Genomic DNA, 20,451 nt, shown 5'->3' with positions numbered 1-20,451 from the left:
CGGAGCCTCCCCGGGGGTGTACCAGTGCGGCGCCCCGCCCCCGTCGCCACCCCCGGGTCGGGCGCCCGAAGCCCCCCGGGTACCGTCGGAGGCGTGTACCGCTTCCTGTTGTCCCGGCAGTGGGTGATCCTCACCCTCCTCGCCCTCGCGCTCATCCCCGCGATGATCGAGCTGGGCTTCTGGCAGTTGCACCGCCATGAGCACCGGGTCGCCCAGAACGCGCTGATCGCGGCGAACCTCGCCGCGAAGCCCGTCCCGGTCACGGAGCTGACCTCCCCCGGGCACACCGTCCCGCGCTCCGACTACTGGCGCACGGTCACGGCCACCGGGACGTTCGACACCGCGCACGAGGTCGTCGTACGCCGCAGGACCTCCAACGACGACCGGGTCGGCTACCACGTCCTGACCCCGCTGATCCTGGACGACGGCCGGGCGGTCGTCGTCAACCGGGGGTGGATCCCGGCCGACGGCGACCAGCGCGATTTCCCGACTGTCCCCGCGCCGCCTAAGGGCGAGGTCACCATCGCGGGGCGGCTCAAGGCCGACGAGACCTCGGCGGCCACCGGCATCCGGGACCTCGGGGACCTGCCGCCGCGTCAGGTGATGCTGATCAACAGCGACCGGCAGGAGAAGGCCCTGGGCCGTACGTTCCTCGGCGGGTACATCGAGCTGACCTCGCCCGCGCCCGAGGGCGGCTCCCCGCAGCTCGTCCAGAGCCCCGACGACAGTTCGATCGGGCCGCACATGGCGTACGCCGTGCAGTGGTGGCTCTTCGTGGCCGCCGTACCGGTCGGCTGGGGGATCCTCGTACGGAACGAGCGGCGCAACCGGCTCGCTGCCGCAGCGAAGAGCGCGGCGAAGGCGGAAGCGGAAGCGGGCAAGGAGAGCGCGGAGTCCGAGCCGGCGCCCGCGAGCGCCTGAGGGCGCTCCCCCGCCCCCTGTACTCCCCGCCCCGTACTCCCGCTCCCCTCCGCCGATCACCCCCGCCTCCATCCCCCCCCGCCCCGCCGTCATCCGCCTGCCCCACCCCGCTGCTTAGCGTGACGGCCGTACGGGAACAGCCCTGGCGTGACGCAACGCATCGAGGACTACGCGCTCATCGGCGACCTCCAGACCGCCGCCCTGGTCGGCAGGGACGGCTCCATCGACTGGCTCTGCCTTCCCCGCTTCGACTCGGCGGCCTGCTTCGCCGCGCTGCTCGGGACCGAGGAGAACGGCCACTGGCGGCTCTCCCCCGCCTCCGGCGGTCCGTGCACCCGGCGCGGCTATCTGGGTGAGTCGCTGGTGCTGGAGTCGGTGTGGGAGACCGAGACCGGCACCGTCAAGGTCATCGACTTCATGCCGCAGCGCGAGCTGGCCCCCGAGATCGTGCGGGTCGTCGAGGGGGTCAGCGGCACGGTGGAGATGTCCGCCACCCTCCGGCTCCGCTTCGACTACGGCTCCGTCGTGCCCTGGATGCGGCGTTCCGAGGGCCACCGGGTGGCGGTCGCCGGGCCCGACTCGGTCTGGCTGCGCAGCGAGCCGCCGGTGAAGACATGGGGGCAGCACTTCAGTACGTGTTCGACGTTCGCGGTGGAGGCCGGTCAGAAGGTCGCCTGGGTCCTCACCTGGCACCCCTCGCACGAGCCCCGCCCGACCATGATCGACCCGTTCGAGGCGCTGGAGAACAGCCTGGAGGACTGGCGGAACTGGGCGGCCGCCTGCTGCTACCGGGGCCCGCACCGGGCGGCCGTGATGCGCTCGCTGATCACGCTGAAGGCGCTGACGTACGGCCCGACCGGCGGCATCGTCGCCGCGCTCACCACGTCCCTGCCGGAGGAGCTGGGCGGCGTACGGAACTGGGACTACCGCTACTGCTGGCTGCGCGACTCCACCCTGGTGCTGGGGGCGCTGGTCTCGGTCGGCTATCTGGAGGAGGCGGCGGCCTGGCGGGACTGGCTGCTGCGGGCGGTGGCCGGGGATCCGGCGGACCTCCAGATCATGTACGGGCTCGGCGGTGAGCGCCGGCTCCCGGAGAGCGAGCTGCCGTGGCTGAGCGGCTACGCGGGCTCCGCCCCGGTCCGTACCGGCAACGGCGCGGTCGACCAGCTCCAGCTCGACGTCTACGGGGAGGTCATGGACTCCCTGAACTTCGCCCGGACGGCGGGGCTCGCCTCGAAGCCGCACGCCTGGAACCTCCAGCTCAGCCTGCTCGGCTTCCTGGAGTCGAAGTGGCGCGAGCCGGACGAGGGGCTGTGGGAGGTGCGCGGTCCGCGCCGGCACTTCGTGCACTCCAAGGTGATGGCGTGGGTCGCGGCGGACCGCGCGGTGAAGACGCTGGAGGACGACCCCACGCTGCGCGGCGACGTCCAGCGCTGGCGGGCGATGCGCGACGCGGTCCACCGGGAGGTGTGCGAGAAGGGGTACGACCCGGTGCGCAACACGTTCACCCAGTCCTACGGCTCCCGCGAGCTGGACGCGGCGACCCTGCTCATCCCGCGCGTCGGCTTTCTGCCGCCCGACGATCCCCGGGTGATCGGCACGGTCGACGCGGTACGGGATGAGCTGGGCGAGGGCGGTTTCCTGCGCCGGTACAGCGCGGAGGGGGCTCCGGTGGACGGGTTGCCGGGGGGTGAGGGAACGTTTCTGGTCTGCTCGTTCTGGCTGGCCGACGCGCTCCATCTGACGGGGCGCACGGCGGAGGCCGAGGCACTCTTCGAGCGGCTGCTCACGCTCCGCAACGACGTGGGGCTGCTCGCCGAGGAGTACGACCCGGTGGCGGGGCGGCAGCTCGGCAACTTCCCGCAGGCGTTCAGCCATATCGGCCTGGTGGTGACAGCGCTGACGCTCTCGGGGGTGGAGCTGGACGCGGGTCAGGGCACGGAGGCCGGGGACGGGACCGCTGAAGGGGCCGGCGCCGAAGGGGCAGCTGAAAGGGCCGCTGAAGGGGCCGCTGAAGGGGCGGCTGAGAAGGCGAAGGGCGGGAACGAGACGGAGAGCGAGGAGGAGGGGGACGACAGCGTGGGGGCGGGCACGGCAGGATAGGCCCATGGATCTTGGACTGAAGGACCGCGTCTACATCGTCACCGGCGGCTCACGCGGACTGGGCCGCGCCACCGCGGCGGCGCTCGTGGCGGACGGCGCGAAGGTGGTCGTCTCGGGCCGCGACGAGAAGAGGGTGGCCGCCACCGCGGCCGAACTGGGTCCGAACGCGCACGGGGTGGCCGCCGACAACGCCGACCCCGAGGTGGCCGGGCATCTGATCGGCGCCGCCCGGGAGCGGTTCGGCCGCTTCGACGGCGTGCTGATCAGCGTCGGCGGCCCGACGCCGGGCTCGGCGGCGTCCAACACGGACGAGCAGTGGCGTACGGCGTTCGAGTCGGTCTTCCTGGGGGCGGTACGGCTGGCCCGTACGGCGGTGGCGGAGCTGGGCGAGGGCGGGGTCGTCGGCCTGGTGCTCTCCGGCTCGGTCCATGAGCCGATCCCCGGCCTGACCATCTCCAACGGACTCCGTCCCGGCCTGGCCGGTTTCGCGAAGTCGCTGGCGGAGGAGGTCGGCCCGCGCGGGATCCGGGTGGTCGGCCTGCTGCCGGCCCGCATCGACACCGACCGGGTCCGCGAACTGGACGCGCTCTCGGGCGACGCGGACGCGGCGCGGGCGGCGCAGGAGTCCCGGATCCCGCTGCGGCGGTACGGGACACCGGAGGAGTTCGGCAGGACGGCGGCGTTCCTGCTCTCCCCCGCCGCGTCCTATCTGACCGGCGTGATGCTCCCGGTGGACGGCGGCGCCCGGCACGGCTTCTAGGGCCAGGAGGGCACCAGGGCCAGCCGCGCGGGCCCTGCCACCCAACTCCCCCCAACTCTGCCCCCAGCTCCCCCGTCTCTCTCCCCCGTCTCTCTCCGCCGCCTGCCCTCTGCCGCTCAGCTCACCCGCTCCGCCCGGTGCCGCACCGCGCGGAGCCGTACCACCGCGGGCAGCACGCCCAGCCCCGCCGAGCGCCGCGCCTGCTCCACGGACGAGTCCGTCAGCCGGCGCAGCGTGGTGCGGGGCGGCGCGTGCGGCTCCAGGAGGAGGGCGACCCGGGCCGACGGGGCGGTGCGGCGGCCCGTGAGCCGTACGTCGGCCCGGGCGACGCCGTCCAGGGACTCCGCGTCGTCGGCGAGAACGTTCTCCAGCGCCCGGCCGCGCAGCACCGCGCCCTCCCCGTCGCCGCTGTCGACCAGGATCTCCGGCAGCCTCGGGCGGCGGAGCTGGGCGAGGAACCACCACAGGGTGAGAAGAACGAGGACCGCCAGGACGGCGATGACCACCGGCCACGACCAGCCGTCGGCGCGGTACCTGATCCGGTCCGCGCGGCTCAGCAGGACGGCGCGGGGACCGGCGTACGGCCACCAGGAGGGCACCCCCCACCCAACCCCGGCCGCGAGGACCGCGCCGCCCCAGCAGAGCAGCACGAGACCGACGAGGGCCAGCAGCACCCGATTGACCAGACGCGTCATCCCGTCACCCCTTCCACCTGCTTCGTTCCTGCCACCAGTTCAGTCCTTCCGCGCGGGCCGGTGGACCCGTACCCGCAGCCCCGGCCTCCGGTCGAGGCCCAGCTCGCCGATGCCGTCGTCCAGCACCTGTTCCAGATCGGCCCGTACGTCGGCCAGGGGGCGGAAGTGCGCGGTGGCCGAGACCGTGGCCCGGGAGCGCCGCAGCCGTACGGTGGCGGAGCGGACCCCGGAGACCTCCATCGCCCGGTCGCGCAGGGCCAGTTCGGCGGCCTGGCGGTCGAGCCCGGCGCGTACGGTGGCGGACTCGCGGCGCATGGGGAGCAGCCGGCGCAGCCCGGGGGTGAGGGCGAGGGCGAGCAGCCACAGGCCGAGGAGGACCGCGACGGCGGCGGCGACGAGGACCCACACCTCGTCCAGGGGCTGCCGGCCGAGCTGGTGGGCGAGGGCGCGGCGCCAGTACATGGCGTGGTGTCCGGCGCGTACGGCCGCGATGTCGTAGAGCAGCAGTCCGGTCGCGCCGAGCAGGACCAGGGCGGTGAGCGCGGCGGGAACGCGACGGCTGGACCAGAACCGCCCGGCGCGCCCGACCCGCTCGCCTTCGCCCTGGAGAGCATCACCACCGGCGTCACCGCCGACATCACCGCCGTCGCCCCCACTGCCGCCGCCGCTGCCATCCCCGCCGTCGCCCCCGTAACCGTCGAGGGTGGGCCTGCGCCCCTGCCCGGCGAGGACGGCGCGCGGGTCCGTGCCCCGGATACGTTCCTGGTCGACCTCCGGTCCCGGCTCGGGCTCCTCACTCATCGGAGCCTCCCCTGCCCGGCACGGTGCGAGCGGTCGGCGTGGAGGTGCTCGACACGTACGTCCACCTCGGAGGTCTCCATCCCGACCAGGGTCCTGACCCGGTGGACGACCTGGCTGCGCACCGCGCCGCACCGGGAGCCGATGTCGCAGGGGTACTCCAGCTCGACGCCGACCCGTACCCGCGCGCTGTTCTGGCGCACCGTCACGGAGGCGTGCGGCGGGGCGCCGCCTTCCGGTACGCCGTCGAGCGCCTCCCTGGCCGCCTGTGCGGCGACCTTCGCGACGACCCGGTCGGCGATCGTGGTCGCGCCCCGTCCGCCCGCCGCCACCCGGGCCTGTCCCGGCCGCCCCGGCCCCTCGACCGCGCGGTCACCGGCCACCGGGGTCACCGCCGCCGGTCGTCGCGGTCACGGGGGCGGAAGAACTCGCCGGGTTCCAGGTCCCCGTCGACGAACTTGCCCGCGATGAAACCGATCGCGCCCAACACGGCCACCACCACAAAGGCTCCGAACCCGCCGAAGTATCCGGCGAATCCGAGCACCATCCCGGCCACCAGGCCGATCGCTGCCATGCTCATCCTGCGCACCTCTTCCCCTGCTCGGTCCGCTTCGCTGCCCGTCGGGCGCTCCTACTGGAGCCGGGACTCCGACTCGTCGTCATCGTCCTCGTCCGGCAGCTTCACGTCACTCACCGCGATATTGACCTCGACGACCTCCAGTCCGGTCATCCGCTCGACGGCGGCGACGACGTTCTCCCGTACGGAGGCGGCGACTTCGGTGATCGAGACGCCGTAGTCGACCACGATCTCCAGATCGAGCGCCGTCTGCACCTCCCCGACCTCGGCCTTCACACCCCGGCTGACGGCCTTGCCGCTGCCGGGGACCTTGTCCCGTACGGCGCCGAAGGTGCGGGACATCCCGCTGCCCATGGCGTGCACGCCGAGGACGTCGCGGGCGGCGAGACCCGCGATCTTCTCCACGACGCCGTCGGCGATGGTCGTACGGCCTCTGGTGGCCGGGGCGCCGCCGCCGCGCCTGGTGACGGGGGAGGCTCCGCCGCCCTTCTCCTCGGACCGACTGCGGGGTGCGGTGTCTGACATCGCCGTTCATCCCTTTCCGCGCGGTGATTGACTCCTTTGCCCACATTAGGTGCGCTTGCCCGCCCCCGCGCCGTGGATGCGGCAAGGTGGAGGGATGACGACTGGGCAGGGCGGCGAGGGCTGGACAGCGGCGGTACGGCGACGACTCGCCCTGGGCGGGCTCCTGGCGCTGGGCGCCCCGGAGGACGGCACCTGGCTCGCCGAACGGGCCGCCACGGCCGAACTGCGGCGCGCCGCGGCGAGCGTCCCCGGGGCGGTGCTCGGCACCATCCGGATCGCCCTGACCGACCCGGACGCGACAACCCCTCCAGCGGTGCCCCCGCCACCAGGCGCCCAGCCACCGGGCGCGCTCCGCATCACGGCGGACTTCGCCGCCGCCCCCGACGAGCCCCTGCCCGCCCTGTCGCGGCGGCTGCGCGCGGCACTCTCCGCCCGCGCGCGGGAGGGCCTGGGCCTCCGCGTCACCGAGGTCGACCTGCGGGTGACGGAGCTGCTGGACACCGCGCCGGAACCGCCGGCACCCACTGAGCCGGTCGAGCGAACGGCCACCCCACCAGGCGACCAGCCGGGCACCACAGCGGCAGCCGTCCCCGGGGTCGCCCACCTGACCGGGGTACTGGGCGCCCCGGTGGTCACGACGGAGCCCGCGGAACCAGCGGGGCCGCACCCCCGGAACGTACGCGTCGAACTCGCGACGGCACCGGGCCACCACCCCCTGACCGTGGCCCGCGCGGTCCGCACGGAACTGACCCGCACCACCGGGGAGCCCCTGACGGTCACCGTGGTGGTAACGGCGGTGGAGGCCCCACCGCACACCGGCCGGACGTGAGCGGCGGCCGTATGGGCGGGGCCTCCTCCCAAGCCGACCCCTTCTCCAGCCGCTGACGGGTCAACCCGTGGACGTGACCGGCGAACGGTGACAGGCAGCTCCGGTCATCCGTTCCGCCAGCAGCAGCGCCAGGGGGCCGCCCTGGAGCAGGAAGCGGCCCTGGGCTGCGGCCTGGACGGCGTCGCCCATGGGCCACCACATCAACGTGAAGTCCGCTTCGCTCGGCGTGAGCTGCTGTGGCCCGCACGTGAGGTCCTGGGCCAGGAAGAGATGGATGCGGGCCGGGGAGTCCAGGGTGAGCGCGTACGAGCCGAGGGGGCGCCAGGTCTCGGCGGTGACACCGGCCTCCTCCCTCAGCTCCCGCCGCGCGCACTCCTCCGGCGTCTCACCACTCTCCCGGCGCCCTCCGGGCAGGAACACGTACTCGCCGCCATGCTGGGGGAACGCTGCGGTCAGGACGGCGACCATGCCGTCCGCGTCCCGGGCCACGATGACGGAGGCGTCGCGTGTTGCCTCCCGCTGGGATGTCTCGGTCATGGCCCGGGAGCATGGCCGCCCACCCGGCAGGGGTTCGTCGGTCATCCCGGAGCCTCCGTCGCGCAGAGCTGCCGGGCGTGCTCGATGGCCAGCTCCTGGCTGGCGGGGGCGCTGGTGACACGGACGTATCGGATGTTCTCCTCGCGCAGGAGATCGTGGGTGTGACGGTCGACCAGCGTGCGGTAGCGGGCGTCGTGGCCGTGCTTGCGTTCCACGGGGAGGGTCGGGTCGAGAACAGTGGCCAGGAGAAGGTCGTAGGTGCGGCCGTGGGCGGAGGCAAGCCGGTGCGGCGCTTCTCGGTCCGCCTCCGGGGCGGATTGCCGGTGCCACTCCTGAGCGGCGCGGAAGTAGGCGAGCGCGTCCCAGCACGCTCGGTCGGCGAGCACGACCTGTACAGGGCCATGCTCCAGTCGGGCTGTGACGGCCATCTCGTCGGCGATGCCGGTGGCGATGACCCACGTGGTGGAAACGACGGTGTGGTGCTGCATCTTGGGCAGCGGCACGAGGGCGGCACGCCGACCGAGCTTGCCCGTGCGGGCCACCGGAATGCCCTGGTCGCGCAGCTCCGTCTCGATGCGACGCATCAGCAGGGTCTTGCCGGTAGAAGGGGCTCCCATCACACCGATACGGAGGGGAGAAGGTGAGGTCACCACAGGGTGGGCTCCTGTTCTGGATCGGGGGCTCCGGGGAGGCCGGGCGGTACGGCGACGGCGACGAGTTGGTCCCAGCTCGCGTAGTGGTCGGCCATGGCGATGAGGAGCTGTGCGGTCGCGTAGGCGTCGAAGGTCGCGCGGTGACGTTGCGCGGGGGCTTCGCTCAGATCCGGCGCCGCGTGTTCGATCAGGGCGTCGAGGCTGTACTTGGCGAGGCCGGGATAGGTGGCCCTGGCCAGCCGGAGCGTGTCGAGTACTCCGGCCGGCTGCCACTGCGGAAGGTGCGCGGAGAGCACCCTGTAGTCCACGTGCGCGTTGTGGGCGCAGATCCACGAGGCGCCCAGGAGCGTATGGACCTGGTCGGCGATCTCCTGCCAGCCCGGCGCCTTCTCCAGCCGCTCGTTGGTCAGACCGTGGACGCGTGCGGCAAACGGGGTGACGGGGCGGTGCGGCTTGGCCACCCACGCCCCTGCCGTGCCCGTGTCCGGGCGCCCGTCCCGTACGGGGAGGGCGGCGACCTCTACAAGGTCGGGCGGGTTGGTGCCATTGCCCTCGACATCGACAACGAGCAGCGGGGGCCAGGAGGAGAAGTTCATGTGCCGGTGTTTCCGTTCTCCGCCGTCCAGCCGATGGGGGCCCGGCCGTGCCGGCGGTGGTGGTGGGGTTTGGCTCGGTCGTGGCACTGGTAGCCGAAGCCGTGCTGGAGGTAGTAGCGCGGCGGCTCGTCCAGTCCCTCCACGACCATGGCACGGTCGTTGACCTCGATCGGACCGGTCGCTCCGAGACCTCGCGCTTCCCGGCTGACGTTCGCCGGATCGGGCTTGACCCACGCGGCCCGGCACTTGGCGACCTGTTCGGGCGGACAGATGTCGCACAGTTCCCGGATGCCGTAATGCCCGTTGTAGTCGGCTTCTTCATGGGCGTAGGCCACACCGCAGGAGGTTTTGCGGAACAGTGCTCCCCAGGACTTGTCCCGCTCGAAGGCGTCGAGGATCCGCTGCTCGGCGGCCTCGGGCATGATCTTGCGCCGGGCCGTCTCCTCGTACGGCATCGTCAGACCGTGGGCCTCGTAGTACGCGGCGATCTCGTCGCGGAAGAACAGGCCGGTGAACACGGTGGCGTGCGCGTGCCGGGACAGTTCCCGTGCACGTGCGATGTCGGAGTCGGAGTCGTTGAGGCCGGGCACGATGGGCCGCCAGTACAGAATGGTCCGGTACCGCTCGGAGTGTTCGTAGAGGGTTCGCAAACTCTCGGCGGCGATGCCGCTGTCCACCGGCTCGATAGCGGGGTCCTGGATGTTCGAGTGTGTGACCAGGACGGTCAGGCGCAGCTTCGTGAAGCTGTTGAGGACGGCGCAGTCCTCGGGCGCGACACGCCAGCGTGTGATGATCAGGACGTGATTGGTCAGGCCACGGTCGTCGAGCTGTCGCAGGACGTCGAACACGTGGGGTTTGACCACGGGGAGCATCGGATCGGTGGCCCGGTTCAGGAGCTGAATCGGCGTCTTGTGCGGTCGGAAGTAGGCATGGCCGACGAGTTGGCGTACGGCTTCCTCGTCACTCATCAGGCGTCGCGGGACCTTCATCTCGAAGTTCCCGAAGAGGTGCCGTACGCAGTACCCGCAGTCCAGCGGGCAGCCGACGATCCAGTTCAGCGAGAGTCCTGACTTGCGGTACTCGATCACGTCCGCGAGGTCCGGCTTCAGAGTGCCGATCTGGTCGGCGGGCATGATCGGCAGGGCTCGGCGAGTACCCATGGCGGGAGTGCTCATCATGATCTCCTGGGAGTTCAGTTTTCGGCGGGGCCGCTCGGTAACGGAAGGTTTGTGAGAAGGCCGCGCCGACCGGCGCCGTACCAGGTGCCGAAGTCGCGGCGTGCCGCGTTCGCGTTGTCGGAGGTGTGCACGAGGTTGCGGACAAGCCGTTTCTCGGCGAGTGCCGCCTTGAGGCTGTCGTCGCCGAGATCGCCTCGGATCGTGCCCGGAGCAGCGCGTGTGGGGTCGAAGTGGCCCAACAGATTGCGCAGCCGGGTGTGCACGCCCGGCTCAGCGCGGGCGAGCGCGACAGTGACCTGTCGTCCGGCGTACGCCTCGTCGAGGCATGCGGGGATATCCCGATCGGGGAACCAGTCGGCGTCCACCAACAAGTCCCAGTAGTGCACGTGGACCTGCCAGGGCCGCACGGTGACCTCGCGCCGGTTCGTGACCGTAGCGCCTTCGGCGGCGATCCGTTCCAGCACGGCATCGACCAGTCCGCGTTCGACCGCGTCCGGCTTGCACAGGATGACGGCCCAGCGGCCGAAGTCGATGCCTTCTACGACGGCACCGCTCGGCGGCTTCCGGCTCACTGCCGGTTTCCGGGGGGCGCGCAGGCCGCCCATTTGTGTTCGAGTAGCCAGCGAAGCCCCGGATGCAGGGCATCGAGCACGTCGCGGCTCACCGTCTCGGTCCGGTCGTGCTTGATCTGGCGGTAGACCTCGAACAACAAGATGGTCTGCTGCCAGTACGCGTCCATATCCAGGCCCGCGATGTCGTCCGCGCCGTACCGAGCCTTGTTCGTGCGCAGCAGTTCCTCGTGTTCGAGGATCTGCGTGATGGTGGCAGGGGTGGTCTCCGCCGACATCGCCGGGAACGGAAAGTGGTGCGGGTGGCGTCTCATGTCCGCTTCGTCCAGCACCCTCCTGACGCGCTCGGCGTTCCGGTCGTTGACGTGTGCGGAGCCGATGAAGTGGGTGTACGTGCCCAGCTCCAGACCGAGTTGCACGGCCGCGTATTCCTGGATCATCGTGAAGCTGAACACATCGGACAGCAGGCCACAGTCCAGGTCGTTGGCCCGCATGGTGCAGACCATGTGCAGGTGTCCGCCGCGGGCGAGCAGGTGCAGTCCGGCCAGACACGCCACGTCGGGGTTGTCCCTGACCGCCAGCTCAGAGGCGGAGAAGACAGGGAGATACCCACGCTTGCTGTCGGTCTCCGTACGGAGCAGTTTCAGGACACGGTCGAACGGCGAGGCGGTGTCGCCGGCGGCGGGGTTGAACAGGGTGTGACCGTAGGCGGACCCGCCGAGGGTGACCCCATCGGGGGAGCTGGACCGCATTGAACGGGCGTAGTACCCGATCATCTCCAGGTCACGGCGGCCGGCCAGGTACCAGAGCGCTTCGGCGAACTGGAAGACAGGGTTGATCTTCCGCGTGGCCAGGTAAGGGAGCCTCTGGCGGGGGTCGGGCAGTCGGAAGCCCACGCCGATCACTTCGCGGGCGTCGTTTCCTCGGGCGGTGATGTGGTGCTCGGCGTTGTTCGTGGCCAGTTGCAGCAAGTCGAGGTACGCGCCTTCAACGCTGCGATAGGGCGAGGTGATGAGCATCATTTCTCCAGGTCAGCGGAGATCCGTGAGTGCGGCTGATGAACAGGGACTGAGTTCTGTGCTGGAACCGCCTGACGGTTCCTCGTGCGACTCCGGACGACTGGGGCCATCGGCAGTCATTCGGCCAGCAGGGCCAGAGCAATGGCTGTCAGCAGTCCGGCGATGTCCGCGACCAGCCACCAGACTTCCCAGTGGCACATCAGCGGGTGGTGATGGTCAGGGGCCAAGGGAGAGCCCGTACGGGGGTGGCGGCCGGTCACCGCGCGCCACGGGGGTTCGGGTGGCACCCGTTCTCGCAGATCCACAGACGGAAGAGCAGACCCCGGTAGCGCACGTCGCCGAGCACCTGGCCGGACATGCCCAGGTGCCGGGCGCAGCGGGCGCAGTCGATGGCCATCTGCTGCCGGGGCCTCAGCCGGGTCAGGTCCGGCAGGGAGGGGGAGGCGGGATCAGCGGTCACTGGGCGGCCTCGACACGGAGCTCCGCCCAGACCTCTTTGGCCCATACGCACCTGCCGCGTCGGTGGAGGTCGTAGCCCCAGCGGTCGGCAATCGCGTCGATGAGGAGCAGACCGCGACCGGACTCGTCGTCGGCAGCGGCCAGGCCGAGTACCGGGAGTCGCGAGGGCGCGCGGTCCACCACTCCGATGCGTACGCGCCGCGTGGCCGGCCGTCCGACCAGCAGGCGGATCGAGGGGCAGGTGGTGTGCCGGGCGGCGTTCGCCATCAGCTCCGACGTGATCAACACCGCGTGGTCGGCGACGTCGTCGAGGCGCCATACGGAGAGCGCGTGGCGGACGAGTCTGCGTCCGGCCTCGGCCGTCTCCGGCTCGCACGGAAACGTTTGACTGTAGGCGGGGTGGCCGACGGGGGCGGCCTGAACATGGGTCCTGAGACGCGTCATGGGTGGAGCCTTCGTCGTTGTCTCGGCGGCGCCCGGCTCGGCCCTCGGGGTTTTCTCCGGGACGGAAGGGCCGTCAGCAGCCGCTCATATGGCGTTGCTCGCGGCCGGTAATCAGACAACTCCCGTTTTCCGTAAGGCGGTTAGGGTGATCGAACGGTATCCACCGGAATGCCCTAGGGTGATTTGACCTCCCTTTGCCTGACAGGCGGGAACCGTGCCGTTACGGTGCGGATATGCACGCCACGCGTAATACGGCTCTGGTCGCATGGATGACCGAACACGGGCACAGCTCCAACAGCCTGGCCGATGCCGTCAACGGGGCCGTCGAACGGCTCACCGGGCGGCCCGGCGGGCTGGACGGTTCATCGATCCGGTCCTGGAAAGCGGGCCGGGTCAAGTGGCCGAAATCGGCCACCCGCAAGGCCCTTGAGGACGTCACCGGCCTGACTGCCGTCGCCCTGGGGTTCGTTCCACGAGGCCGGAGTCCGGTCCCTGCGGCTCCGCCGCAGGACGGCCATGGCGTGAAGGACCGCACCCTCGTCGGCGGTGCCGCTGCCGCCACGACAACGGCGGCAGCGCCCGGCACGCCTTCCCGCCGCATCGGCATGAGCGACGTCGACCGTCTTCGCGTGCGCTTCGTCGAGGTCATCGCCACAGACCAGCGCCACGGCGGACAGCTCGGTGTCGAACGGCGGGCCGCCATGCTCGCCGACGAGGCGCTGAACCTACAGAACGCGGGAAGCGCGACCGAACGCGTACGCAACAGCCTGTACGCATGTGCGGCGTCGTTCCGCTCCTCGGCGATGTGGGCGGCGATCGACGGCTGCCGCTACGACGACGCGAAGGCACACATGCGCGAAGCGCAGGCCCTCGCCGAGATGTCCGGCGACCAGACCATCAAGTTCCGCATCTGGAGCCACACGGGAACCATGTACCGGCATCTGGGCCGCCCTGTCGACGCGCTCGCCGCCAACGATGTCGCCCGTAACCTGAACATCGCGTGCCGCGATCCGCTCTTCGCCTCCCTGGGACATGCTCGCCACGCCGCCACGTACGGCCTCACCGGCGACTCCGCAGCCGTGCGGCGCTCCCTCGGCCGTGCTCAGGACGCGCTCGAACGTGCGGATCCGGATCTCGCCCGGCCGGTGTGGATGGCCGCGGTCCGCAGCGGAGCGGAACTGGAAACGCTCGCTCTCGCCGCGCACTTCCGTCTCGGAGACTTCGAACGGGCCGAGACGCACGCCCACCGGAGCCTGACCCTGCTCGGCCCCGGGATGCGGCGCGACCGTGCCATCAACACCGCCCGGCTCGCCGTCGCCCAACTCGGTCAGGGCGATGCCGAACTGGCTGTCGGCACGGCGATGAAGGTCCCCTCCGACATCGCCGCCCAACACGCCAGGGTGACGTTCCTGTTGCAAGAGTTCGGGGCCGCACTGCGCGCCACCGCACCGGGCAGCACCGCCGCGCAGTCCTGGACCGAGCACGCCGTCGCCGCCCGGAGAACCACGGCCTGACCACAGCCCTCGCCATCCGGATACGTTCTCCGGCCCCGCTCCCGCCCGAGGCGATCTGATCGACGTCTACGCCGACGTGCGCGCCCCGCTGCTCCACCTCCCGAACTACGCGGTGACCGCTTTCGGCGAGCGTCTGGACCGGCACGGGGCCGAGCCAGGGTTCGTCGCCGTCCTCGGGTACGCGGACGGGCACCCGGTCGGCTATGCCTACGGCAACACGATCGAGCGCGGCGACCGGTACTGGCAGCGCACCACCCCGGCCCCGGCGGATGAGTACACCGAGCGTCCGGCCGTCGCCCTGAAGGAGATCGGCGTACGCACCGCGTGGCGTGGCACAGGGACCGCGTCGCGCATCTTCGACGCCTTCCTCGCCCCGCGCGAGGAGCCGTACGTCACGCTCATGGTCAATCCGGAGGCCGGTGACGGGAAGGTTCACGCGCTCTACAGGTCCTGGGGTTTCGAGGACATCGGGCAGAGCCAGCCGTCAGCCGCCTCGCCGGTCCTCACCGTGATGGTCCGCGCCACCCGCTGACCAGCCCCAGCGGGGCAGGAAACGCCCCTTGTAGGCGCGCCGAGGCCGGCCCCCGGCGGAGAGCCCGCCGGCGACCGGCCGGAGACGCGTGCTCAGGCCACGATGAGGGCGATCCCGTACGCCACCGCACCGGCGCAGAGCGCGAAGCAGAGGTACGCGCCCGCGCGGGCGGCGAGGGGGGCTCGTCCGGTGGCGGTGGCGGGGGTGGAGGCGGCGGCGGAGGTCGCGGCCGGGGTGCTCGGGGCGGTGGGGGAGTCGCGCCGGGCGAGGCCGACGACGCCCAGGGCGAAGAGGCCCACGAGGCCGACCGTCGCCACGAGGCTGACGCCGAAGACGGAGCCGAGCGCCGCCCAGTCGATCTTCATACGGTCGCTCCCTTGGAGGGCGTGGCGGAGGGGGCGGGGGTGGAGGTGGCAGCGGGCGCGGGGGGCGGGATGGTGGCCGTCAGGTTCTGGGCCGTGGCGCCCGCCGGGGGCGGCGGCGTGACGGCCGCGATGGCGGTGGTCACCACGCCGGCCGGCTCGGTGCCCCCTGCGGACGTGCCGGACCCGGCGGACGCGTCCGGCGTCGGCTCGGCGGTCACGTTGGTGTGGTCCACCGGGCGGCGGCGCGAGGCGAGCCAGATCGCGGCGGAGGCCGTGACCAGCAGCACCGCGACCACCGTGACGCCCCAGTCGCCCTGCCCCGTGAGGAACTCCGCGCCCGCCGCCACCAGCCCGGCGGCCGGCAGGGTCAGCCCCCAGGCGACGAACATCCGGGTCGCGGTGGACCAGCGGACCACCCCGCCCTTGCGGCCGAGCCCCGCGCCCATCACGGCGCCGGAGCAGGACTGCGTGGTGGAGAGCGAGAAGCCCAGGTGCGAGGAGGCCAGGATGACCGTGGCGGCGCTGGTCTGGGCGGCGAAGCCCTGCTGCGGGCGGAGGTCGGTGAGGCCGCTGCCCATGGTCCTGATGATGCGCCAGCCGCCGAGGTACGTGCCGAGCGCGATCGCGATCCCCGCGGAGAGGATCACCCACATCGGCGGGTTGGAGCCGGGCGCGAGCACCCCGCCGGTGACCAGCGCCAGCGTGATGACGCCCATCGTCTTCTGCGCGTCGTTGGTGCCGTGGGCGAGCGAGACCAGCCCGGCGGAGGCGATCTGACCGGCCCGGTACCCCTTGTCGGTCGCCTTCTCGTCGCCGCCGGCGACCCGGCCGATCCGGTACGTCAGCCGCGTCGCCAGCATCGCGGCGACCCCGGCGACCACGGGGGCGGCGAGCGCCGGGATCAGCACCTTGGTGACGACCACGCCGCCGTTGACGCCGGAGGCGCCGACGGACATCAGCGTGGCGCCGATCAGACCGCCGAAGAGCGCGTGGGAGGAGCTGGACGGGAGCCCGAGCAGCCAGGTGAAGAGGTTCCACAGGATCGCGCCGACGAGCGCCGCGAAGATGACTTCCGTTCTGATGCCCTGTTCGTTGATGAGCCCGCCGGAGATCGTCTTCGCGACCTCCACCGAGAGGAACGCCCCGACCAGGTTGAGCACCGCCGACATGCCCACCGCGACCTTGGGCCGCAGAGCACCGGTCGAGATGGTCGTCGCCATGGCGTTGGCGGTGTCGTGGAAACCGTTTGTGAAATCGAACACGAGAGCTGTCACGATCACAATCGCGAGCAGCAGGGTGATGTGTTCCATTGACCCAGGACCCAGGCAATCGTTCGACGTCGTTGGCCTAGGTGAACGTAGGGAGCCAGGGTGAACGGAGGATGAACTGAGAAGGTATTCAAGGTGTCCCTCCCTGTGAGTTGCCCAGGAGTTGACCAGAAGTTGTCGAACGGTTCACCGCTGTGCGCGGCGGCGTACGGGGACGTATGGGCGCGGCGCACGGCGGCTGGCAGGATCGCCGTATGACGGATGAGCGGATGGGTGACGCCGGGGACGGGGTCGGGAACGGAGCCGGGGACGGGGGCGGAGGCGGGGACGCCGTGGCCCGGGGGTGGGCGGAGCTGGTCGCCACCGCCCGCAGGACCGCCTCCGAGGGGCTGGTCGTCGGCACCTCGGGCAATGTGTCGGTACGGGTCGGCGAGCTGATCCTCGTCACCCCCAGCGGCGTACCGTACGACCGGCTCGGGCCCGGTGACGTGGTCGCCGTCGACGGAGAGGGCAATCAGGTGCTCGGTGCGCTCGCGCCGACCAGCGAGCTCCCCCTGCACCTCGCGGTCTACGGCGCCTCCGACGCGACCGCCGTCGTGCACACCCACGCCGTGCACGCCACCGCCGTCTCCACCCTCGTCACCGAGCTGCCGCTGATCCACTACATGGCGGCGGCCCTCGGCGGCCCGGTCCGGGTCGCCCCGTACGCCCTCTACGGCTCCGAGGAACTGGCCCGCCACACCCGGGCGGCGCTCGCGGACCGTACGGCCTGTCTGCTCGGGAACCACGGCACGGTCGCGTACGGCGCCACCCTCGACCAGGCGTACGACCGGACCGCCCAGCTCGAATGGATGTGCAGGCTCTGGCTCACCGCCAGCGCGCTCCCGGGCCGCACCCCCGCGCTGCTCACCGAGGAGCAGGTGGCGGAGGTGGCGGAGAAGCTCAGGGGGTACGGTCCGGGGCGCTCCTGAGGGCACGTACGGTCCCGGCCGCCCCTGATGCCCCCGGCCCCGCACTCAGGCCGCCCCCCGCCCGCCCCGCGCCCCTGACGGCCCCCGTCCGGTCGCCGCTCCCGGTCCCGGTGGGGAGACTGGGGGCGTGCGCCCGGCAACCGCGACGGCAGTGGCCGTCACCACACTGTTCGGGGTCGGCGCGGCCGCGGTCGCGGCCGGCCGGTACGCCGCCGATGCCGCCCTCAGGGCACCGTCGGGGCGACCCCTGCCCAGCGACCAGAAGATCACCGTGCACGCCACGGCCGCCGGGCAGGTCACCCTGACCCGCTCGCTCGCCACCCTGCGCCCCGGCCGGTACGGCATCGAGGGCGGCGGCGCGCATGCCGTCGTCGGGCCGGTCCTGGAGGGCGTCCCGCACGCCGCCGACACCGTGGTCCGCCGCCTGGAGCGGGTGAACCACGGCACCCTCGTGCCCGGCACCCGGGTCCGGCTCACCCCGCAGACGTACACCGGCGACCCCCGTACCGCCCTCGGCCTCGCCCACCAGGACGTCTGGGTGCCGGGCGAACTCGGCTCCCTGCCCGCCTGGTTCGTACCGGGCCCGCGCGACACCTGGGTGATCACCGTGCACGGCCTCGGCACCACCCGGGAACACCCCCTCAACGTCCTGGAGTTCCTCGCCGCCCAGCGGCTGCCCGTCCTCGACCTCGGCTACCGGGGCGACCCCGGCGCGCCCCGCTCTCCGGACGGCCTCAACCACCTCGGCGACTCCGAGTGGCGCGACCTCGACGCGGCGATCCGGTACGCCGTCCGCTTCGGCGCCGAGCGCGTCGTCCTGCACGGCTGGTCCACCGGCGCCTCGATGGCGCTGCACGCCGTCGGCAACTCCGCGCTCAGCGAACGGGTCTCCGGGCTGGTCCTCGACTCGCCGGTGCTCGACTGGGAGGCCACCGTACGGGCCCTGGCGAGCGCCCGCCGGGTCCCCGGGCCGCTGCTGCCGCTCGCGGTGCGCTCGGCCCAGGGGCGCGCCCAGCTCCACGGCGACCGGCTGCTGGAGGCCGCCGACCCGCGCAACCTGCACGTACCGACGGTGATCTTCCACGGCCCCGGCGACACCATCGCCCCCTGGGGCCCCTCGCGCGAACTCGCCGCGCACCGGCCCGACCTGGTCACCCTGCACACCGTCGACAACGCCCCGCACGGCGCGATGTGGAACGCCGACCCCGACCGTTACGAGGAGCTGCTGCGCCGCTTCCTCACCCCCCTCATGTAGCGTTCCGTCCTTCATACGGCGGACGCTCCGCCCGTACCGCGCCGGCCCCCGGCCCGGACGGCGACCGCCCCGTCCGTACGGTGCTGCCGCACGCCCCGAAACCCGGTGGCGCCGACCCCGCCCGGGCACCCCCGGCGCGCCTCCGCTTTGTTTCTCTGCGCCGCCTTCACGCCCCCGCGCCGAAGATGCCACCATCGGGGGCGCCCCCGCACCACACCCCTCCCCACCTGCCCGAACAGCCGTCCGACATATCTCGCGCCCCGCTGGGAGCGCTCCGCACGAGAGACCCCTTCCGCCCTTCCGGTACCGCCGAAAGGGGTTCCGTTTGGGCTTTCGGGCGGTCACCGGGAAGACTGCCCCCGTGACGTCCCGAAAGCCTGATGAGCAATTGGCGCGCAACTCCCGACTCCAACTCGTCCGCGCACGGCCGTTGACCGCGGCCCCACGGGCCGTGACGGACCGGCGCAGCCGCCCGGCGCCACGTCCGCCGGAGGGCACCCCGCCCCGGGCCGAGCTGGCCCGGCAGGCACGCGCGGTGCTCGCCGACGCGGTACGGGTGGCCCGCTGGGCCGCCGTCGACCGGGCCCCCGGATCAGGACCGCTCACCGAGGCGGCCCGCGAACGGGCCTGTACGGCACTGGAGTTGACCCCCGAGCAGGTGGGCGCCGCCTGGGACAGGGCACGCCTGGCCGGCCTCGTCGAGCTGCACGACGGCGCCGTACGCCCCGGCTGGCGGCTCCAGGCCTGGGACCGCGACGACAGCGCCGTCCAGCGCGGCTGGGTCGCCCTCTTCGACGCCTGGTCGCTGCTCCACCCCGGCCCGGCCGATATCGCCCCGGGGACCGTCGCCGAGGTCATCGAGGCCGTCCCCCAGGTGCTCTCGCTGCTCCATCTCTCCGCCGGGCCCGTCCTCGCACCGGCCCTGCTCGACCTGCTCCAGCAGCGGGTCGCCGAACTCCACGAGGGGCGCTGCGAGGTCCCGTACGGCCCCCAGCCCACCCCCGCGCCCACCTCCGCCGAGCCGCAGGCCGTGCGGGCCGAACAGGCGGCGCAGGCCGCGCAGGCCGCGCAGGCCGCGGAACCGGTCGACCAGGCCCTGCTCCCGCCGCTGCTGGACTGGGCGCTGGACGGGCTCGCCGCCGTCGGCGCCCTCACCCGGGGCGACGGGGACGCCACCCTCACCCCGCTCGGCAACTGGGCGGTCTGGGTCAAGCTGGAGCAGATCTGCGTCGCGGCGCAGAGCCCCGCGGGCAATATCGAGCAGTCCGCCGAGCACATGCTGCGCGGCTGCGCCCGGCTCACCCCGGGCCCGGCCCGCGCCGAGTACCGGGCCTGGCTCGCCGCCCGTACCGTCGGCAGCGCCGTCTCCGAACTCCTCACCGTCGCCCGGGGCGAGGACGCCCTGCTGCGCGGGCTCGCCTTCGAGGCGCTGCGGGTGGTCGGCGCCCCCGCCGAGGCGGAGGTGCGGGCCGCCGCCCACGACACCTCGCTCCGGCCGTACGCGCTGCTCTGGCTCGCCGAGTACGAGGGCGCCGATCCCGAGGAGGCCGCCGAGGTGCTGACCCGCGAGGAGTCCACCTGGCTCTGGGTCGACACCGCGGCGGCCGTCGCCGACCACGGGGAGAGCGATCTGCTGGTCCGGCACCTGGAATCGGCGGTCCAGGGCAATGTGCCCGCCCTGCTCGCCGAGGTCAGGGCCCTGGGCCATCCGCGTACGGTCCAGGTGCTGGTCGCCCTGGCCGCCGCGCACCCGGACCCCGCGCTGGCCAAGGCGGTCCGCAGGGCCGCCTTCCAGGTCCACACCGGAGGCCACTGACGCCGGTGCCCCGTCGGGGGGTGGGGGTACGGTCCCGGGGCGCCCCGGGACCGGACCCCCCCCCAGC

General features: G+C 72.5%; 24 protein-coding genes. 9 read left to right on the top strand and 15 right to left on the bottom strand.

Going from position 1 to position 20,451, the window contains the following annotated elements:
* Nucleotides 1-93 precede the first annotated feature (93 nt).
* The 3 genes from AB0O07_RS35335 to AB0O07_RS35325 all read left to right on the top strand — a co-directional run bounded on the left by AB0O07_RS35335 (nucleotide 94) and on the right by AB0O07_RS35325 (nucleotide 3,784).
* Nucleotides 94-921 carry an SURF1 family protein gene (locus AB0O07_RS35335; RefSeq protein WP_365641496.1) on the top strand — a complete coding sequence of 276 codons (828 nt, stop codon included), beginning with the start codon at nucleotides 94-96 and terminating at the stop codon, nucleotides 919-921.
* A 147-nt stretch (nucleotides 922-1,068) separates the two neighbouring features.
* Nucleotides 1,069-3,024 (top strand): glycoside hydrolase family 15 protein, encoded by a 1,956-nt coding sequence (locus tag AB0O07_RS35330; RefSeq protein ID WP_365641493.1) that lies wholly within the window; start codon nucleotides 1,069-1,071, stop codon nucleotides 3,022-3,024.
* 4 nt (nucleotides 3,025-3,028) lie between these two features.
* On the top strand, nucleotides 3,029-3,784 hold the full coding sequence (locus tag AB0O07_RS35325; protein WP_365641490.1) for an SDR family oxidoreductase: 756 nt from the start codon (nucleotides 3,029-3,031) through the stop codon (nucleotides 3,782-3,784).
* A 116-nt stretch (nucleotides 3,785-3,900) separates the two neighbouring features.
* Here AB0O07_RS35325 and amaP read toward each other — a convergent pair whose 3' ends face one another.
* The 5 genes from amaP to AB0O07_RS35300 are packed head-to-tail and all read right to left on the bottom strand — an operon-like array spanning nucleotide 3,901 to nucleotide 6,379.
* On the bottom strand, nucleotides 3,901-4,479 hold the full coding sequence (amaP, locus tag AB0O07_RS35320; protein ID WP_365641488.1) for an alkaline shock response membrane anchor protein AmaP: 579 nt from the start codon (nucleotides 4,477-4,479) through the stop codon (nucleotides 3,901-3,903).
* Between the two features lie 39 nt (nucleotides 4,480-4,518).
* Nucleotides 4,519-5,280 carry a DUF6286 domain-containing protein gene (locus AB0O07_RS35315; protein ID WP_365641485.1) on the bottom strand — a complete coding sequence of 254 codons (762 nt, stop codon included), beginning with the start codon at nucleotides 5,278-5,280 and terminating at the stop codon, nucleotides 4,519-4,521.
* The gene (locus AB0O07_RS35310; protein ID WP_365641482.1) at nucleotides 5,277-5,669 is read right to left on the bottom strand and encodes a hypothetical protein; all 393 of its coding nucleotides are present in this window, start codon (nucleotides 5,667-5,669) and stop codon (nucleotides 5,277-5,279) included. Before AB0O07_RS35310 ends, AB0O07_RS35315 begins: the two co-directional genes overlap by 4 nt.
* A complete protein-coding gene (locus tag AB0O07_RS35305) occupies nucleotides 5,666-5,857 on the bottom strand; it encodes a hypothetical protein (protein WP_365641479.1) in 192 nt (63 codons plus the stop codon). The genes AB0O07_RS35310 and AB0O07_RS35305 overlap by 4 nt, the downstream gene beginning before the upstream one ends.
* Nucleotides 5,858-5,908: 51 nt before the next feature.
* A complete protein-coding gene (locus AB0O07_RS35300) occupies nucleotides 5,909-6,379 on the bottom strand; it encodes an Asp23/Gls24 family envelope stress response protein (protein WP_365641476.1) in 471 nt (156 codons plus the stop codon).
* Between the two features lie 94 nt (nucleotides 6,380-6,473).
* Between AB0O07_RS35300 and AB0O07_RS35295 the strand changes: the two genes are divergently transcribed.
* Nucleotides 6,474-7,208, top strand: a complete 735-nt coding sequence (locus AB0O07_RS35295) for a hypothetical protein (RefSeq protein WP_365641473.1) — start codon at nucleotides 6,474-6,476, stop codon at nucleotides 7,206-7,208.
* A gap of 60 nt (nucleotides 7,209-7,268) precedes the next feature.
* Here AB0O07_RS35295 and AB0O07_RS35290 read toward each other — a convergent pair whose 3' ends face one another.
* The 8 genes from AB0O07_RS35290 to AB0O07_RS35255 all read right to left on the bottom strand — a co-directional run bounded on the left by AB0O07_RS35290 (nucleotide 7,269) and on the right by AB0O07_RS35255 (nucleotide 12,663).
* Nucleotides 7,269-7,745 carry an NUDIX hydrolase gene (locus AB0O07_RS35290; protein ID WP_365641471.1) on the bottom strand — a complete coding sequence of 159 codons (477 nt, stop codon included), beginning with the start codon at nucleotides 7,743-7,745 and terminating at the stop codon, nucleotides 7,269-7,271.
* Between the two features lie 41 nt (nucleotides 7,746-7,786).
* On the bottom strand, nucleotides 7,787-8,395 hold the full coding sequence (locus AB0O07_RS35285) for an AAA family ATPase (protein WP_365641468.1): 609 nt from the start codon (nucleotides 8,393-8,395) through the stop codon (nucleotides 7,787-7,789).
* The gene (locus AB0O07_RS35280) at nucleotides 8,392-8,994 is read right to left on the bottom strand and encodes a 3'-5' exonuclease (RefSeq protein WP_365641465.1); all 603 of its coding nucleotides are present in this window, start codon (nucleotides 8,992-8,994) and stop codon (nucleotides 8,392-8,394) included. The genes AB0O07_RS35285 and AB0O07_RS35280 overlap by 4 nt, the downstream gene beginning before the upstream one ends.
* A complete protein-coding gene (locus AB0O07_RS35275; RefSeq protein ID WP_365641463.1) occupies nucleotides 8,991-10,154 on the bottom strand; it encodes a radical SAM protein in 1,164 nt (387 codons plus the stop codon). The genes AB0O07_RS35280 and AB0O07_RS35275 overlap by 4 nt, the downstream gene beginning before the upstream one ends.
* A gap of 32 nt (nucleotides 10,155-10,186) precedes the next feature.
* Complete coding sequence (locus AB0O07_RS35270) at nucleotides 10,187-10,744, bottom strand: nucleoside-diphosphate kinase (protein WP_365641460.1); 558 nt, start codon at nucleotides 10,742-10,744, stop codon at nucleotides 10,187-10,189.
* Nucleotides 10,741-11,763 carry a thymidylate synthase gene (locus AB0O07_RS35265; RefSeq protein WP_365641457.1) on the bottom strand — a complete coding sequence of 341 codons (1,023 nt, stop codon included), beginning with the start codon at nucleotides 11,761-11,763 and terminating at the stop codon, nucleotides 10,741-10,743. The genes AB0O07_RS35270 and AB0O07_RS35265 overlap by 4 nt, the downstream gene beginning before the upstream one ends.
* Nucleotides 11,764-12,016: 253 nt before the next feature.
* Entirely contained in the window at nucleotides 12,017-12,220 is a 204-nt protein-coding gene (locus tag AB0O07_RS35260) for a hypothetical protein (RefSeq protein WP_365641454.1), read from the bottom strand.
* Nucleotides 12,217-12,663, bottom strand: a complete 447-nt coding sequence (locus AB0O07_RS35255) for an ATP-binding protein (RefSeq protein WP_365641451.1) — start codon at nucleotides 12,661-12,663, stop codon at nucleotides 12,217-12,219. The genes AB0O07_RS35260 and AB0O07_RS35255 overlap by 4 nt, the downstream gene beginning before the upstream one ends.
* A gap of 233 nt (nucleotides 12,664-12,896) precedes the next feature.
* Between AB0O07_RS35255 and AB0O07_RS35250 the strand changes: the two genes are divergently transcribed.
* Both AB0O07_RS35250 and AB0O07_RS35245 read left to right on the top strand, forming a co-directional pair.
* On the top strand, nucleotides 12,897-14,177 hold the full coding sequence (locus tag AB0O07_RS35250) for an XRE family transcriptional regulator (RefSeq protein WP_365641448.1): 1,281 nt from the start codon (nucleotides 12,897-12,899) through the stop codon (nucleotides 14,175-14,177).
* A 76-nt stretch (nucleotides 14,178-14,253) separates the two neighbouring features.
* Nucleotides 14,254-14,709, top strand: a complete 456-nt coding sequence (locus AB0O07_RS35245; protein ID WP_365641445.1) for a GNAT family N-acetyltransferase — start codon at nucleotides 14,254-14,256, stop codon at nucleotides 14,707-14,709.
* 92 nt (nucleotides 14,710-14,801) lie between these two features.
* Here AB0O07_RS35245 and AB0O07_RS35240 read toward each other — a convergent pair whose 3' ends face one another.
* Both AB0O07_RS35240 and AB0O07_RS35235 read right to left on the bottom strand, forming a co-directional pair.
* Nucleotides 14,802-15,074, bottom strand: a complete 273-nt coding sequence (locus AB0O07_RS35240) for a hypothetical protein (protein ID WP_365641442.1) — start codon at nucleotides 15,072-15,074, stop codon at nucleotides 14,802-14,804.
* The gene (locus AB0O07_RS35235) at nucleotides 15,071-16,384 is read right to left on the bottom strand and encodes an inorganic phosphate transporter (RefSeq protein ID WP_365641439.1); all 1,314 of its coding nucleotides are present in this window, start codon (nucleotides 16,382-16,384) and stop codon (nucleotides 15,071-15,073) included. Before AB0O07_RS35235 ends, AB0O07_RS35240 begins: the two co-directional genes overlap by 4 nt.
* A 227-nt stretch (nucleotides 16,385-16,611) precedes the next feature.
* Between AB0O07_RS35235 and AB0O07_RS35230 the strand changes: the two genes are divergently transcribed.
* The 3 genes from AB0O07_RS35230 to AB0O07_RS35220 all read left to right on the top strand — a co-directional run bounded on the left by AB0O07_RS35230 (nucleotide 16,612) and on the right by AB0O07_RS35220 (nucleotide 20,384).
* A complete protein-coding gene (locus tag AB0O07_RS35230) occupies nucleotides 16,612-17,313 on the top strand; it encodes a class II aldolase/adducin family protein (RefSeq protein ID WP_365641591.1) in 702 nt (233 codons plus the stop codon).
* A gap of 127 nt (nucleotides 17,314-17,440) precedes the next feature.
* Nucleotides 17,441-18,568, top strand: a complete 1,128-nt coding sequence (locus tag AB0O07_RS35225) for a hypothetical protein (RefSeq protein ID WP_365641436.1) — start codon at nucleotides 17,441-17,443, stop codon at nucleotides 18,566-18,568.
* Between the two features lie 451 nt (nucleotides 18,569-19,019).
* Nucleotides 19,020-20,384: a hypothetical protein gene (locus tag AB0O07_RS35220; protein WP_365641433.1), complete on the top strand. Its 1,365-nt coding sequence runs from the start codon at nucleotides 19,020-19,022 to the stop codon at nucleotides 20,382-20,384.
* Nucleotides 20,385-20,451 lie beyond the last annotated feature (67 nt).

It is taken from the genome of Streptomyces sp. NPDC093085 (assembly GCF_040683935.1).
GTDB lineage: Bacteria > Actinomycetota > Actinomycetes > Streptomycetales > Streptomycetaceae > Streptomyces.
This window is presented reverse-complemented; position numbering and strand designations above follow the sequence as displayed.

Excerpts from the sequence above, each read along its gene's own strand:
- AB0O07_RS35250 (WP_365641448.1), top strand. The coding sequence starts at position 12,897 with ATGCACGCCACGCGTAATACGGCTCTGGTCGCATGGATGACCGAACAC.
- AB0O07_RS35255 (WP_365641451.1), bottom strand. The coding sequence starts at position 12,663 with ATGACGCGTCTCAGGACCCATGTTCAGGCCGCCCCCGTCGGCCACCCC.
- AB0O07_RS35235 (WP_365641439.1), bottom strand. The coding sequence starts at position 16,384 with ATGGAACACATCACCCTGCTGCTCGCGATTGTGATCGTGACAGCTCTC.
- AB0O07_RS35325 (WP_365641490.1), top strand. The coding sequence starts at position 3,029 with ATGGATCTTGGACTGAAGGACCGCGTCTACATCGTCACCGGCGGCTCA.
- amaP (WP_365641488.1), bottom strand. The coding sequence starts at position 4,479 with ATGACGCGTCTGGTCAATCGGGTGCTGCTGGCCCTCGTCGGTCTCGTG.
- AB0O07_RS35265 (WP_365641457.1), bottom strand. The coding sequence starts at position 11,763 with ATGATGCTCATCACCTCGCCCTATCGCAGCGTTGAAGGCGCGTACCTC.
- AB0O07_RS35290 (WP_365641471.1), bottom strand. The coding sequence starts at position 7,745 with ATGACCGAGACATCCCAGCGGGAGGCAACACGCGACGCCTCCGTCATC.
- AB0O07_RS35230 (WP_365641591.1), top strand. The coding sequence starts at position 16,612 with ATGGGTGACGCCGGGGACGGGGTCGGGAACGGAGCCGGGGACGGGGGC.
- AB0O07_RS35300 (WP_365641476.1), bottom strand. The coding sequence starts at position 6,379 with ATGTCAGACACCGCACCCCGCAGTCGGTCCGAGGAGAAGGGCGGCGGA.
- AB0O07_RS35240 (WP_365641442.1), bottom strand. The coding sequence starts at position 15,074 with ATGAAGATCGACTGGGCGGCGCTCGGCTCCGTCTTCGGCGTCAGCCTC.
- AB0O07_RS35295 (WP_365641473.1), top strand. The coding sequence starts at position 6,474 with ATGACGACTGGGCAGGGCGGCGAGGGCTGGACAGCGGCGGTACGGCGA.
- AB0O07_RS35315 (WP_365641485.1), bottom strand. The coding sequence starts at position 5,280 with ATGAGTGAGGAGCCCGAGCCGGGACCGGAGGTCGACCAGGAACGTATC.
- AB0O07_RS35275 (WP_365641463.1), bottom strand. The coding sequence starts at position 10,154 with ATGGGTACTCGCCGAGCCCTGCCGATCATGCCCGCCGACCAGATCGGC.
- AB0O07_RS35280 (WP_365641465.1), bottom strand. The coding sequence starts at position 8,994 with ATGAACTTCTCCTCCTGGCCCCCGCTGCTCGTTGTCGATGTCGAGGGC.
- AB0O07_RS35305 (WP_365641479.1), bottom strand. The coding sequence starts at position 5,857 with ATGAGCATGGCAGCGATCGGCCTGGTGGCCGGGATGGTGCTCGGATTC.